Origin of the sequence: Rhizobium sp. Root708 (assembly GCF_001429725.1) — a bacterium.
Lineage (GTDB): Bacteria > Pseudomonadota > Alphaproteobacteria > Rhizobiales > Rhizobiaceae > Rhizobium.
On sequence record NZ_LMHV01000023.1, the window covers coordinates 251,357 to 265,621 of the forward strand.

Below are 14,265 nucleotides of genomic sequence, written 5' to 3' on the forward strand. Positions count from 1 at the left end.
AAGACTGGCCCGTCGGAAGTAGTGTCGCCGCCATTCATCCAATGGGCTATTAAGGTGCCACTAATGACCGTGACGTCGACTTCCACCGAAATCCAAATCGAATTCCACAAGTCCCCCGTTTCCGAGGCCGACCGTATCCGCCTGCTGGAGACGCCGGGATTCGGAAAGGTTTTCACGGATCACATGGTGTTGGCGCGATGGACCGCCGACAAGGGTTGGCACGACGCCAAGGTCACGCCGAGACGCCCTCTCGAGCTCGACCCCGCGAGCGCGGTTCTGCATTACGCTCAGGAAATCTTCGAGGGCATGAAGGCTTATCGCGCCGACGACGGCCGGATTCTGCTGTTCCGCCCCGAGGAAAACGCCCGCCGCTTTGCGCAATCGGCCACCCGCATGGCGATGCCTCCCGTGCCGGAAGAGCTTTTCCTGAACGCGGTGGAAGAACTCGTCCGCGTTGACAAGGCCTGGGTGCCTTCCGGCGACGCCAGCCTCTATCTTCGCCCCTTCATGTTCGCCAACGAGGCATTCCTGGGTGTTCGTCCGGCCCAGGAATACATCTTCTGCATCATTGCTTCTCCGGTCGGTGCTTATTTCAAAGGCGGAGCCAAGGCCGTCTCCCTGTGGGTCGAGACCGAATACACGCGGGCGGCCAATGGCGGCACCGGTGCTGCGAAGTGCGGCGGAAATTACGCCGCAAGTCTTATCGCGCAGGCCGAGGCGGCGAAAAAGAACTGCGATCAGGTCGTCTTTCTCGATGCGGCTGAACATCGTTGGGTCGAGGAACTTGGCGGCATGAACGTGTTCTTCGTCATGAACGACGGATCCGTCGTGACCCCGCCGCTCGGCGGCACGATCCTGCCTGGCATCACGCGGGCCTCTGTCATCGCGCTCGCCGAAGAGAAGGGCCTGCGCATCGAACAGCGCCCATACTCCTTCGCGGAATGGCAGGAAGACGCTGCCAGCGGCAAACTCTCCGAAGCTTTCGCCTGCGGCACCGCCGCGGTCTTGGCGGGTATTGGCCTGGTTCGGCATGCCGGCGGCGAATTCCTGGTCGGAGACGGACAGACCGGCAAGTTGACCAGCGAACTCCGCGAGGAACTCGTCAGCCTGCAAAAGGGTGTCACCAACGACGAGCGTGGCTGGACGCGTCGCATCCTGGCCTGAGCCTTGGATAGCGACCTTCTGGATGTTTGAGGCTTAGCCCTCCTTATGAAAAATCTCGACGACACGGCAATGTTGTCGAGATCGGCTACGCCTGGGAAATCATGATGGGCGGAACAACCGGCCAGCAGGGAACGCCTCCGCAGGTGCGGAACTCGCTTATCTATACAGTCCTGAAGTGATGCGCTGATAGGCCGGAAGCTGATCCGTAACACTCGCTTAGTTCGGTAGTGACGCAATAGGCGACCGCTTGATTGGGCAGGTCATGTCCCGCCTCCGTCATGCGGGATAAGGCAGCCCGTATCTTTCGCGGATCGTTCGGCCCTCGTACCGGCGGGGATATACCTCTCGATCCTGGAGGATCGGGATGACCTTGCCGACGAACTCCTCGATATCATCGGGCGCCCGAGGCGGTTGCAGCGTGTAGCCGTCCACCGTGCCGTCTTCCCACAAGTCGATCATCTCTTCGGCCACCTCTTCCGCCGTGCCGAGCAGAAGCCGGTGATGGCCTTCGGAACGGCGCACCGCCTGACGAGCCGTGAGTTTCTCATGCTGCAGCAGGTCGGAAAGGCCAAGCCCCATCCCCACGGCCTGCTGCCTGTTCGGGTCGGGCACGAAACGTTCGTAGTCCAGCAGGGCATCAGGATCAAAACGGTCACGGTCCAAACCGTGCTCGCGCACGAAACGCTCCAGCAGGCCATCCTCGGAGCCCGCGCCGCTGTGGAGTTCATGCTTGCGCAGCGCTTCCTTTCTGTCGTCGCCGACGATCACCACAAGTCCGGGAACGATGCGAATGCCGGACGGGTCGCGGCCGAGCGACACCGCCTTGTTGCGGACCTTGTCGCCGAAGGCCCTGCCCGCCGGTTTCGACAGGATGTTGCAATAGATGATCTCGCCGTGCCGCGCCGCAAGCTCGATACCGCCCTCCGAGGCACCAGCCTGAGCGATGACGGGATGGCCCTGTGGGCCACGCGGGACATTGAGGGGGCCACGCACCTGGAAGATGGCGCCGTCATGATCGATGGTCGCGGCGCTGGTGCTGTCCCAGAAGCGATCAGAGGGAACCTCGCCCTCGCGCCGCGGATCCCAGCTCGACCACAGCTTCTTCGCCACGTCGAGAAATTCGGTCGCCCGAGCATAGCGCTCGTTGCGCGGCGGCAGTGCCGCACTGCCGAAATTGGCTGCGACATTCGGATTGAACGACGAGACGATGTTGACGATCAGCCGACCGCCCGAGACGATATCGAGTGACTGGGTGCGCCGCGCGAAGTTATAGGGTGAGTTGTAGGTAGACGAAACCGTGACGACAAAGCCGATGTCGGGCACTTGCGCGGCCAGCGTCGTACAGAGGATCAGCGGATCGATCGTGTGGAACGGGCGGCCGAGCGGTTCCGTCATCAACACCGGATGATCGGAGAAGAATACGGCATCGAACAGCCCCTTGTGGGCGATTTCCGCCAGCCTCCGGTAATAGGCGGGATCGTTGATATCGTGCCTGTCACCGCTGCGGTATTTCCATGCATTGGCAAGATAGCCGGTGGAGTTCAGCCCGACATTGAGGTTCATGCGACGTTTTTGAATGCTCATGCGTCAGTCCGTTCTGCCTGTTCTTCTTTTGCGACACCGACGCCCGCCTGCGGGCCCGGGATCGTGCCGTTGACGGCGAAGTCGCCGACGATGCGATCGTGGTAGATGCGCGGATTGTGGGAGGCGATGGTGCGTGCGTTGCGCCAATGGCGGTCGAGACCGTGGCCGCGCTTGGCGGCGGATGCTCCCAACGCGTCGAACAGCACCGTGCTCGCATCGAGGATAAGCGAGGTGACGACGGTCACCGACTGGCTGACCTCGAGCTCGGCATTGCGGCCGGCCAGCGCGATCTGCTCCTGATCGCCGCCTTGGTTGGCCTCGTAGGCACGCTGCAGCGCCCTGGCAGCCTGGAGCACGATCGCGCCGGCGCTATAGGCTGCGCCTCTCACCTTCCCCACCACCTGCTGGACCTGCGCATCCTGAGCGGATCGGGACGCGATGCCTCGGCTATAGACCCTTTTACGTGCAGCTACATGCCGCGCCAGGTCGTTCGCCGCGGCGCGACCGATCCCGGCTAGCGAGGCGAGATGGACCAATTGGAAGAATCCGCCGGAATAGCTGAAACGCACCGAACTTGGCTTGATCAGCTCGTCGGCAATCTCGACATCGCGGAAACGGGCGGTGCCGCTTGCCGTCAGCGACTGGCCGAAGCCATCCCAGTCATCGACGATCTCCACACCCGGCGCCGAAGTCGGCACCAGCGCGCCGATCGGCTGCCCATCCCCGTCGATCGCGCCGAGCGTGATCCAATCCGCATAGAGGGAGCCGGTGGTGTAGAATTTCTCGCCATCGAGCCGCCAATTGGCGCCATTGCGGACCAGTCGCGTCGAATAGCTGCCGAGCGGCGTGTCCCCAAGTTCGGAGAAACCGCTTCCGACAGTCTCGCCCTGCCCGAGCCTTTTCAGCCAGGCATCGCGCCAGGCGCTATCGGGCGCGTTCAGCAGATCCTCGGTGAAGCCGAAGTGGCTGCGGTAGGCGTTGGTGAGGTTCGGATCGGCCGCGGCAAGCTCGATGATGAGGCCGAAAAGCTCCGGCAAGGATACGCCGAAGCCGCCATAGGCGACCGGTAATCGCAATCGCGAGAAGCCCGAGCTTTTCAGCCACTCGTAGGCATCGAATGGCAATTCGTGAGCGAGGTCGCGGTCAACAGCCCGCTCACCGATACGGGCGAATACCGGCCTGAAGGTCTGCGCGAGACGCTCGAAGCGCTCGCTGGGCGGTGCGCCCCAGGCACCATTGATATCAGTCATGATGTTGTTTCCTGTTTTAAAGCCGCAATACCGCCGGCTGACGACCGCGGCATGCGACGCTCGGTTCTCGTTCCGGCCGAGGCGAGCCTCGCCTCAAGCGGCTGCCCGATCCTGCGCCTCGAAATCGTGAAGCAGGAGTGCGATCTCGAACCCGCGGCGGGAAAGCCAGTGGGCGACGATACGGGCGCGCGACCCAAGCAAATCATCGATCAGCACGATGCGGGCGCCACGCACGGCGATCGTCCGATAGGCTACGCCGAGAAGCTGCCCGCCCTCGGACGAGATCGATCCGGCGAGGTTCGCGCGCGCGAATTCCTCCGGCGTGCGGACATCGAGCAGATAGGTCGTACGCGCCGGATCGGCGTTCCATCCCTCGGCGGTCTGCCGATCGATGAACGTCAGTCCGTCCCTTGCCGAAAGGCTCTCGCCGCGCTCGCTTGCGAATTGGCGGGCCGTCTCGCTTGGCTCGCCGTAAGACGCCGTGCGACCGGTCTCCAGTTCGAAACCCGCATCGGTCCAGCCGCGCGTCCCGTCGTCGAGATAGGAGACGGCGTTGGCGATACCGGCATCGATCAGCGTCTGCGCTCCGAGAATGGCGCGTGGCAGACCGGCGCAGGAAACGACAACCTTCGTTTCCCTGGAAGGGACGAGGTCCTTGAAGCGCAGCAGCAGTTCGGCTCCCGGTACGCCAACGGCGCCCGGCACGTGCGCCTTGTCGTATTCGGCGAGCGTGCGCGTATCGAGCACGATAACGTCCGTCCCCTGGTCACGCAGCGTCTTCAGTTCGGCGGCGGAGGTCACCGGTGTCTGCCTCTCCTCACGCACCATGGCGACGAAGGGAACACCGGGAATGTCGAAGGTCGGAAGCTTTCCACCTGCTTCCACCCAGGCGGGAATGCCGCCTTCCAGGAAATAGGTGTCCGTCCAGCCCGCTTGCCGCAAACGGCCGACCGCCGCTTCTGCGGTGCCGTCGCCGCCATCGACCAGAACCGTGCGGACAATACGGCGCGGCACGAAGCGACCGAGCTCGGCTTTTAGGCGCTCGGCCGGCAGATTCGTCGCAAACAGCGGCGACGCATAGCCGACATCCTCGGCCGGGCGGATATCGAGAACCGCCAGTTCCAGCCCGTCGCCAAGCCAATCGATCAATGTGGCCTTGTCTATCGAATGTTTTGTCATGTCCCTACTCCTCGATTTCACGCGCTCGGATCGATCCACAGGTCGCCGAAGCTCCAGTTGAGCCCCTGCGATCCCGTGACGTAGTTCTTGACCCTTTTGTTGGCGACGATCTGGGCGCCGGCGGCGACGAGATCGATGGAGGCCACCTCGTCGTGGATCAGATGCTGGAATTTGCTCCACACCTGCCAACGCTTCTTCTCATCCGGCTCGGTCGCGGCCGCCTCGAGCAGCTCGTCCGCCTCGGCGTTCGAATAGTGGCTGGCATTCGAGAACGGCAGGCCGATCTTGAAGTTCTTGCTCCAGTAGGCGCGCTGGATGCCGAGCGACGGATCGAAGGTGTTGGAGAGCGACTCCACCACCAAATCGAAGGCGCGGTCGGTGTAGACGGTCTTCAGGAAGGTCGGCAGGTCGTATTTCTTGATCTCGATGCCGACGCCGATCTTTTCCAGCTGGCTCTTCAGGACGTCCGCATAGCCTTGCGGCAGATAGGAATTGTAGGTGAGCCTCAGATCAAAGCGCTTTCCGTCTGCCTTGCGCGGATAGCCGGCTTCATCCAGCAGTTTTTCGGCCGCTGCCGCATCATGGGGATGCGCCACGACGCTCTTGTCGTACCACTGCGGCAGCGCCGTGCTCACAGGGCTCGGCGAAACCTGCGCATAGCCATAGAGCGCGACGTCGACGATCTCCTGCAGGTTGATTGCCTGGGCGATGGCGAGCCTGACCTCGCGCTTGGCAAACAGCGGATTGTCGTAGTTGAAGAACAGCTGCTGCTGCGGACCGGAATAGGCATAGGTGGTCGTGTCTACAATCAGATTCGGCACCTGCTTCAGCCGGTCGAGATCGGCAAGCGGCACCGGATTGTCGCCGATATCGGCCTCGGCCGTCTCCAGCGCCGCCGACCTGGCAGCCGGGTCGGTGACGACGCGCAGGATGATGCGGTCGAGATAGGGCTTTCCCGCATCCCAATAGTCGGGGTTGCGCTCGAAGATCAGATGGCTGCCGGCCACCCATTCCGTCAGCTTGAAGGGGCCGGTGCCGATCGCCGTCTGCAGCGTCTGCCCGTCGCCCGGCGCCAGCTTTTCGAAGATGTGCTTCGGCACGATCGGCGATTCAGAGCTCGACTGCGCTGCGACCAGGAAAGGAGCCGGCTTCGACAACACGATGATAGCGGTCAGCGGATCCGGCGTCTCGACCGCCACCACGTTCTGGTACGTGATGCGGCCGCGCGGATGCGCTTCCTTCAGCCGGAAGATGGAGAAGGCGACGTCGTCGGAGGTGAAGTCCTCGCCGTCGTGCCACTTCACGCCCTTGCGGAGCTTGAAGGTATAGCGAAGATTGTCGTCGGAAACCGACCATTCTGTCGCCAGCAGCGGCTGCGGCCGGACGTCGAGGTCGAAGGTCAGCAGTCCCTCGACGATCTTCGGGCCGATCGCCTGGCCGGTGCCCGACGAGGTGTTGATGGCGAAAAGCGCGTTGCCCGGGTCCACCCGGTAGAGCCAGTTCAAGGTCCCGCCCGTTGCGGGCGCGGCGCTCTGTCCAAAAGCGATCGACGGGAGCAAGGTGCTGGCGCTCGCAAGCAACATCAGCTGGTTGAAACTGCGACGGTTGATGGACACGCGAAGAACTCCTCTTTGGTTGGATTTGGTCCGCTGAGGGGAAGCTTCGGTGCTGCGTTCGAAAAGGCGAAGTCAAAGTTTCTTCTCGTCTGGAAAAGAAAATTTGCGTCCGAAAGGCTGTTCGCGGTCAGCCCGATGCGAAGGAAAAGCTGCTCAATTTCCATGCTTCGGCAGGATGAGATTTCGCCAAAGAGCAAGCCGGCGAAACGCCGAAATACGGCGCCCCGGCGAAAGAATTTCTTTCCGCGAAATCAACCAGATATTTCTGGACTTGAACGGCGGGCCAGCCAACCGTTGACGGGAAATAGCGGGGCAAACGCACCCCGTTACCGTTATTCCCGGGAGGCAACATGCCGTTCGAAACAGATGCCGACGATACGCTTCTGGCAAAGGCGGGCGAGCTGCGCCAAGCGTTTCACCTCGATGCCGTCGAGAGAGACAAACAGGGCGGGAGGCCCGTCGAACAGATCAGGCTCCTGAAGGAAAGCGGGCTCCCTTCTGCGCAGATCGCCAGGGAATACGGCGGCCAGGGCGCCTCGTGGTTGACGATCCTGCGCATCGTCAGGGAATTCGCCAAGACCGACGGATCGATCGCCCATCTCTTCGGCTATCACCACCTGCCTCTCAACCTCGTCTTGTTTCGCGGCTCGGCCGCGCAGAAAGAGAAGTGGCTGACCGGCTCGGCGGCAGGAAACTGGATCTGGAGCAATTCCGGCAATGCCTTGTCGAAGACGTCGAGCGGCAAAAGAACCGCCACGGGTTGGATCATCAGCGGCAGCCGCCCCTTCTCCTCGGGCACGCATGTCGCGGATTACATCCAGATTTCCTGGGAGAACGCCGATGGCGCGCGATTGACCGCTGCCGTTCCTGCCGACCGCGCCGGCATCGTCATCGAAAACGACTGGGACGGCATCGGTCAGCGACAGACCGGAAGCGGCACCGTGCGCTTCGTAAACCTTGAAATTCATGACGACGAGTTGATCAGCGCGCCCGACGTGCCGCTGACGCCCTGGTCCTCCCTGACCTCGCTCCTCCAGCAGAGCGTCCTTCTCAATGTCTTTGTCGGCAGCGCACAAGGCATCCTGGAAGAAGGCCGCGACTATACGACGACGAGTTCACGGCCCTGGATCTATTCCGGCGTCGAACGACACGTCGACGACCCCTGGATCAAGCGCCAGTATGGCGACCTCTTTATCCGCACGCTGGCGGCAGCCGAGCTCGCCGACAAGGCGGCCCGCAGCCTTGATGCAGCCTATGCCGAGGGTCCCTCATTGACCGCAGCCGACCGTGGCGCCGCCGCGATCGATATCGCGACCGCCAACGTCTATGCAGGCGAAGTCGGGCTTGCCGTGTCCAGCGAGGTCTTCGAGGTGACGGGCGCCCGCTCGGCGACGACCGCCAACGGCTTCGACCGCTTCTGGCGCAATGTCAGGACGCACACGCTTCACAATCCCGCCGAGTACAAGAAACGCACCGTCGGCACATGGCTGCTGACCGGCGAATTCCCCGTACCGGCCATCTATCGCTGAAAGGAACCGCAATGGCGAAACGCAAGGACAAGATCAAGCTCGGCGCATTTCTGCTTTTTACCGGACACCACGTCGCCGCATGGCGTCATCCCAAGGCCTCCGTCGGCACCGAGTTCGAGAACTATGTGGAGCTGGCCAAGCTGGCGGAAGCGGCGAAGTTCGACACGATCTTCTTCGCCGACGGCGTGGCCGCGCGCATCAAGGATGTCGAGGCCGCCAGCCGCAAGGCCCACAGCGGCGTCTACCCCTTCGAGCCGATCACGCTTTTGTCTGCTCTATCCTCCGTCACCCGCAATATCGGGCTGATCGCCACCGCCTCCACCAGCTACTCCGATCCCTACAATCTCGCCCGGCAGTTCGGCTCGCTCGACCGGCTGAGCGGCGGCCGGGCCGGCTGGAACCTGGTGACCTCCTCCGACCCCGACGCCGCCTTCAACTTCGGCCATGAGACGCAGATCCTGCATTCCGACCGCTACGAACGGGCGGGGGAATTCGCCGATGTCGTGCTCGGCCTCTGGGACAGCTGGGAGGACGACGCCTTTCCGCGCGACCGCGAAAGCGGCCGGTATTTCGATCCGGCCAAGCTGCATCGGCTCAACCACAGTGGCAAGCACTTCAAGGTGCGCGGCCCGCTCAACATTCCGCGCTCGCCGCAGGGCCGGCCGGTTGTCGTCCAGGCCGGCGCTTCCGAGCCCGGCAAGGAGCTTGCCACCCGCACCGCGGAAGCGATCTTCGCCGCCCAGATCACGCTCGAGGAAGCAACCGGCTTCTATGCCGACGTCAAGGGCCGGCTTGCCAAATACGGCCGCTCGCATGACGACCTGAAGATCCTGCCCGGCATCTTCCCCGTCGTCGCCCGCACGCGGTCGGAAGCCGAGGAGAAGTTCCAGTCGCTGCAGGAGCTCATCCAGCCGGAGGTCGGCCTGAACCTGATTTCGCAACTCTCGGGCGTCGACCTCAGGGACTATCCGTTGGATGGGCCCGTACCCGAAAATCCGCCCGCGACCAATGCCGGCAAGAGCCGACAGGCATTGGTGCTGGATCTCGCCCGCCGCGAGAACCTGACGATCCGCCAGCTCTACCTGCGCATCGCAGGCGCGCGCGGCCACTGGCAGGTCGTCGGCACGCCCGATGATATCGCCGATCAGCTGGAGGAGCGCTTCGAAAACTACGGTGCCGACGGCTTCAACATCATGTCGCCGATCATGCCGGGCGGGCTTTCCGATTTCATCGAGCTCGTAGTGCCGGAACTGCGTCGGCGCGGCCTTTTCCGCCACGAATACGAAGGGTCCACGCTGCGCGAGAACCTTGGTCTCAAGCGCCCAGAGAATAGCCTCGCCACCCGTGGCGGTGCCGTCGCGGCCGAGTGAGTGGAAACACATGAGCCGCGACACTCTTTTTCTCATCGCCCCCGGCTTCTCGGATCCGAAACAGCCCGGCCAGACCTTCGTCTGCCCCCATTGCAACGCGATCGAGGGGCTGCTTGCAAGCTTCCCCGAGCTGGCGAGCCGGCTCGACATCCACCGCGTTCCTTTCCCCCGTCCGCGCACGCGGGTGATCGAGGCGGTGGGCGAAGAGAACCAGTCCCTGCCGGTGCTGGTGCTCGCCTCCAACCCGCCCCCCGATGCCGCGGACTGGAGAGGCAAGCGCTTCGTCTCGAAGACCAGCCGCATCCTCGAGCTTCTCGCCGAGCGACATGGCTTCCCGCGATTGCATGACTGATGGAGGAACGACGATGACCGTAAAGCCCGCAGGCTTCGAACCAGCCGCACTGCCGCCCGTGCTCTTCGAGCCGGACCGAACTGATCCCTACCTCGCCAAGGCCGCCGAACTTCGCGACATCTTTGCAACTGATGCCGTCGCGCGCGATCAACAAGGCGGGCGCCCTATCGAGCAGATACGGCTGCTGAAGGAGAGCGGTCTCGTCAACCTCCTCATTCCCCGAGAGTTCGGTGGCGAGGGACAACCCTACTCCACGGCGCTTCGGATCGTGCGCGAATTCGCCAAGGTCGACGGTTCGCTTGGCCATCTCTTCGGCTATCACTTCAGCCCGATCCAGAATGCCCTGACCAACGCCAACGACGAACGTTTGGCCGCGATCCTGCGGCGCTCGGCGCAAGGCCGCTGGTTCTGGGGCAATACCACGAACAGCTTTTCCAAGAGCCTCTTCGGCAAAAAGATCGAAGGTGGCGTCCTCTTGAACGGCTATCGGCCATTCGCCTCTGGCTCGCACGTCGCCGACTATTATGGTCGCATGGGAAGACGAGGAAACAAACGCCCGCAGCTTCGCCTACATTCCCGCCAATCGCGACGGCATAACGATAGCCGACGATTGGGACGGCATCGGCCAGCGGCAGACCGGCAGCGGCCGTGTTTTCTACAAGGATGTCTCGATCACGGATGACGAAATCCTGCCGGAACGTCCGAAGGACGCCATATCGTTGCTGGCACCCCAGCAGCAACAGAGCGTTCTTCTCAACGTCTTCATCGGCAGCGCCCAGGGCGCCCTTATCGCAGCGCGCGACTACACCATCACGAAATCCCGCCCCTGGATCTATTCGGGGGTCGAGCGCCATGCCGACGATCCCTGGATCAAGCGGCAATACGGTGAGCTCTGGACCAAGGTGCAAGCCGCCACAGCGCTTGCCGACCGTGCCGCGACTGCCATCGACGCCGCCTACGCCAGGGGCCCGGCGCTGACCGCGGAAGAGCGTGGCGCCACGGCAATCGCGGTTGCCTCGGCCAATGTGTTGGCCGGCAAGGTCGCACTCGAGGTCACCAGCGAGATATTCGAAGTGATGGGAGCCCGCTCGGCCGTGCGCCCCTATGGCTTCGACCGCTTCTGGCGCAATGTCCGCATCCACACCCTCCACAATCCGGCCGAGTACAAGACCAGGAACGTCGGTTCATGGTTCCTGACCGGTGATTATCCCGAGCCGGGTGTTTTCCAATGAGCTTGAGTGGCGGCCCTACTCGGCCGCCATCATATCCGCCGCCGGTCGAATTCGCCGGGCGATGATCTCGTCCATTGTCTGCAGGGCGCGCGCCTCGGCAAGCAGCCACTCGCGGAACAGATCGACGCGCATCAGCCGCCCCGTATGTGCCGTCGTCGCGAAGAAGTAGGAGGAACTGACCGGCTGCGGCACACCGAAGGGGCTGACCAGCCGTCCGGAGCGAATGTCGGCTTCCGCCAGCCTGATCTTGCCGAGCCCCAACCCCTGCCCCGCCAGAGCTGCATCGAGGACAAGGGAAGACTGGTTGAGGCGGAAGCCACCATGCGACGGCCGATAGGCAAGCCCGGCCGCGCGCAGCCAACCGCTCCAGTCCGGGCAGGACTGATCGCGCTCGGCCCCTTCTTCATGCAGGAGCGGCACATCCTCGATTGCCTCCGGCTTGCCCCACAAACCATGGGTATCGGCGAACTCCGGGCTGCACACCGGCAGCACGGCTTCGGAAAAGAGATGATCGACGATGAGTCCCGGATACGGCCCGCTGCCGTAGCGGATCACGCAATCGGCATCGCCGGCATCAAGGTTGATCAGCTGCGTCGACGCATCCACAAGCACCTGCAGCCCCGGCGCCGCGCGCCGCAGCGCGTCCAGTCGCGGGATCAGCCACTTGCTTGCGAAGGACGGAGCGACGGATATGCGGATCGGCTGCTCATCGTCGCTCTGGACGAACTGCGCCATGGCGGCGAGGACGGCGTCGAAGGCGCCGGTCAATCCGGGCACCAGGGCCAGACCTGCAGGTGTCAGATGCAACTGGCCACGCACGCGATTGAAAAGCGGCTGGCCGAGGTAATCCTCCAGCAGGCGAATCTGCTGGCCGACCGCCGCCGACGTTACATGCAGCTCTTCGGCGGCGCGGACGAAATTCAGGTGCCGTGCGGTCGCGACGAAGGCCCGCAGCGATGTCAGCGGCGGTAGCCGCGCAAGCGTCGGCTGGATTGTTTTTCTGCGGGTCTCGGCGAACGTGCTCATGGGCTGATTGCACCACAGACGCGCCCATGAAGACGAGAACCGGCTTTGCTTCCGTTCCCGCAGAAAGGAACATTTTCTTACGCCGCGAGCACCGATCGGGGATGCAAAAACTCATTTTCGAGAATTGTCTATATTTTTAGTAGATTAAAGCGACCGACGCTGGCCACCGGGATCCTCAACGGGAAGTTTTCCTTTCCCGGACAGGGAGAAAAACATTCTTCCGGTTTTGCGCCACGCTGCCCGATGATGCTGGCTACGACGCTTCGATAGAGGCGTCCATCTCAATTCAGGGGGTATTCATGGATATCAGCAGACGCCAGCTCAGCAAGTTATTCGCCGCGACGGCTCTCACCGCATTTCTGCCGCTCAACGCCTTCGCCGAGACTGCCGCGCCGACAAAGGGCGGCACACTGAGCTTTATCGTCGAGCCGGAGCCGCCGACGATCCTCGCACTCGCCCACACGGCCGGCGGCACCCAGAAAGTCAGCCCAAAGATCACCGAAGGTCTGTTGACCTACGACTTCGACCTGACGCCGAAGCCGCAGCTCGCCACCGAATGGTCGATCAGCGACGACGGGCTGAGCTACACCTTCAAGCTGCGCCCGAACGTGAAATGGCACGACGGCAAGCCTTTTACGTCGGGTGATGTGGCCTATTCGATCGAGCTTCTGAAACAGGTTCACCCGCGCGGTCGCGGCACCTTCGCCAATGTCACCAAGATCGAAACGCCTGACCCGCTCACCGCCGTGATCAGACTTTCCAAACCGGCTCCTTATCTCCTCAGCGCGCTTTACGGGGCTGAATCCCCGATCGTGCCGAAGCACGTCTATGACGGCGTTGCGATCGCCGATGTGCCGACCAGTCCGAACGGCGGCGCGCCGATCGGCACCGGACCATTCGTCTTTAAGGAGTGGGTGCGTGGATCGCACATTATTCTCGAGCGCAACCCTGACTACTGGGACGCGGGCAAACCCTATCTCGACCAAGTCATCGTGCGTTTCGTGCCCGATGGTGCAGCCCGCGCGGCCGGTTTTGAGACCGGCGAATTCGACATCGGCGGCGACAATCCGATCCCGTTGAGCGATCTGGAACGCGTCAAGGCGCTCCCCAACATCGCTGTCGATTCACGTGGCTACGAGACCAAGGGCGATCAGACACAGCTGATCTTCAACCTCGACAATCAGTATCTGAAAAACGTCAACGTTCGCCGCGCCATCGCCCACGCGATCGACCTCGACGTCATCCTGAACACCGTCTGGTACGGCTATGGCCATGTATCGCCGACAGCGATCAGCACCTTCCTGCCGCGCTACCTCGACACATCGATCAAGCCCTATGCCTTCGATCTGAAGGCGGCTGAACAACTGCTGGATGAAGCTGGCTACAAGCGCGGCGCTGATGGGGTACGCTTCGACCTGCGTCTCACCCACAACTCCTACAATGAAGGCTTCAAGCGGGTTGCCGAATATCTGAAGCAGAACCTGACGCGGATCGGCATCAACGCTACGATCGATTCCTACGACTTCTCCACCTACATCAAGAAGGTCTACACCGACCGTGCCTTCGACGTGACGGCCGAATATCTCGGCAACCAGTTCGATCCGACGCTCGGCGTGCAGCGCATCTACTGGTCGAAGAACTTCAAGCTCGGCCTGCCCTTCTCGAACGCCAGCCACTATGCCAACCCGGAGGTGGACAAGCTGCTCGAAGCCGCATCCGTCGAGATCGACGACGCGAAACGCAAGGAGCAGTTCTTCGCCTTCCAGAAGATCATCGCCGAAGACGTGCCGGTGGTGAACCTGATCGCGCTCGAAAACGTCACCGTTTTCAACAAGCGGGTCAAGAACCACACGATCGGGGCTGAGGGTGTGCAGTCCAACTTCGCGGATGTCTACATCAAGGATGGCGAAGGCTGAGGCGCGGAGGCCGAGCCTGCACGAGAAAGGGGCGCCTCGCGGCGCCC

The 14,265-nt window shown here is 62.7% G+C and carries 10 protein-coding genes and 1 pseudogene; 6 read left to right on the top strand and 5 right to left on the bottom strand.

Features of this window, described 5'->3' with window-relative positions; all coding sequences use genetic code 11:
• The first annotated feature begins 63 nt into the window (after window positions 1-63).
• Window positions 64-1,164, top strand: coding sequence for a branched-chain amino acid aminotransferase (locus ASE04_RS15610; protein WP_056818780.1), 1,101 nt, complete (start codon window positions 64-66; stop codon window positions 1,162-1,164).
• 276 nt (window positions 1,165-1,440) lie between these two features.
• Here the strand turns inward: ASE04_RS15610 and ASE04_RS15615 are convergent, their stop codons facing one another.
• From ASE04_RS15615 to ASE04_RS15630, 4 genes are all read right to left on the bottom strand, one after another.
• A complete protein-coding gene (locus ASE04_RS15615; protein ID WP_056818782.1) occupies window positions 1,441-2,748 on the bottom strand; it encodes an NtaA/DmoA family FMN-dependent monooxygenase in 1,308 nt (435 codons plus the stop codon).
• Window positions 2,745-3,998, bottom strand: coding sequence for an acyl-CoA dehydrogenase family protein (locus ASE04_RS15620; RefSeq protein ID WP_056818783.1), 1,254 nt, complete (start codon window positions 3,996-3,998; stop codon window positions 2,745-2,747). Before ASE04_RS15620 ends, ASE04_RS15615 begins: the two co-directional genes overlap by 4 nt.
• A gap of 93 nt (window positions 3,999-4,091) precedes the next feature.
• A complete protein-coding gene (locus ASE04_RS15625; RefSeq protein WP_056818785.1) occupies window positions 4,092-5,177 on the bottom strand; it encodes a rhodanese-like domain-containing protein in 1,086 nt (361 codons plus the stop codon).
• 17 nt (window positions 5,178-5,194) lie between these two features.
• A complete protein-coding gene (locus ASE04_RS15630; RefSeq protein WP_056818787.1) occupies window positions 5,195-6,793 on the bottom strand; it encodes an ABC transporter substrate-binding protein in 1,599 nt (532 codons plus the stop codon).
• A 350-nt stretch (window positions 6,794-7,143) separates the two neighbouring features.
• On the opposite strand from ASE04_RS15630, the gene ASE04_RS15640 reads away from it, so the two are divergent.
• The 4 genes and pseudogenes from ASE04_RS15640 (at window position 7,144) to ASE04_RS15655 (ending at window position 11,276) form a co-directional block, all read left to right on the top strand.
• Window positions 7,144-8,322, top strand: coding sequence for an acyl-CoA dehydrogenase family protein (locus ASE04_RS15640; RefSeq protein WP_056818791.1), 1,179 nt, complete (start codon window positions 7,144-7,146; stop codon window positions 8,320-8,322).
• Window positions 8,323-8,333: 11 nt separating this feature from the next.
• Entirely contained in the window at window positions 8,334-9,692 is a 1,359-nt protein-coding gene (locus ASE04_RS15645; protein ID WP_056818793.1) for an LLM class flavin-dependent oxidoreductase, read from the top strand.
• 10 nt (window positions 9,693-9,702) lie between these two features.
• On the top strand, window positions 9,703-10,044 hold the full coding sequence (locus ASE04_RS15650; RefSeq protein ID WP_056818794.1) for a DUF3088 domain-containing protein: 342 nt from the start codon (window positions 9,703-9,705) through the stop codon (window positions 10,042-10,044).
• Between the two features lie 13 nt (window positions 10,045-10,057).
• Window positions 10,058-11,276: pseudogene (locus ASE04_RS15655) on the top strand (acyl-CoA dehydrogenase family protein).
• Window positions 11,277-11,291: 15 nt separating this feature from the next.
• Here the strand turns inward: ASE04_RS15655 and ASE04_RS15660 are convergent.
• Complete coding sequence (locus ASE04_RS15660; RefSeq protein ID WP_056818796.1) at window positions 11,292-12,302, bottom strand: LysR substrate-binding domain-containing protein; 1,011 nt, start codon at window positions 12,300-12,302, stop codon at window positions 11,292-11,294.
• Window positions 12,303-12,601: 299 nt separating this feature from the next.
• On the opposite strand from ASE04_RS15660, the gene ASE04_RS15665 reads away from it, so the two are divergent.
• Window positions 12,602-14,218: an ABC transporter substrate-binding protein gene (locus ASE04_RS15665; RefSeq protein ID WP_056818798.1), complete on the top strand. Its 1,617-nt coding sequence runs from the start codon at window positions 12,602-12,604 to the stop codon at window positions 14,216-14,218.
• The last annotated feature ends 47 nt before the right edge of the window (window positions 14,219-14,265 follow it).

Coding starts and splice junctions, on each gene's coding strand:
- ASE04_RS15665 (WP_056818798.1), top strand. CDS start 12,602: ATGGATATCAGCAGACGCCAGCTCAGCAAGTTATTCGCCGCGACGGCT.
- ASE04_RS15650 (WP_056818794.1), top strand. CDS start 9,703: ATGAGCCGCGACACTCTTTTTCTCATCGCCCCCGGCTTCTCGGATCCG.
- ASE04_RS15610 (WP_056818780.1), top strand. CDS start 64: ATGACCGTGACGTCGACTTCCACCGAAATCCAAATCGAATTCCACAAG.
- ASE04_RS15625 (WP_056818785.1), bottom strand. CDS start 5,177: ATGACAAAACATTCGATAGACAAGGCCACATTGATCGATTGGCTTGGC.
- ASE04_RS15620 (WP_056818783.1), bottom strand. CDS start 3,998: ATGACTGATATCAATGGTGCCTGGGGCGCACCGCCCAGCGAGCGCTTC.
- ASE04_RS15615 (WP_056818782.1), bottom strand. CDS start 2,748: ATGAGCATTCAAAAACGTCGCATGAACCTCAATGTCGGGCTGAACTCC.
- ASE04_RS15645 (WP_056818793.1), top strand. CDS start 8,334: ATGGCGAAACGCAAGGACAAGATCAAGCTCGGCGCATTTCTGCTTTTT.
- ASE04_RS15660 (WP_056818796.1), bottom strand. CDS start 12,302: ATGAGCACGTTCGCCGAGACCCGCAGAAAAACAATCCAGCCGACGCTT.
- ASE04_RS15640 (WP_056818791.1), top strand. CDS start 7,144: ATGCCGTTCGAAACAGATGCCGACGATACGCTTCTGGCAAAGGCGGGC.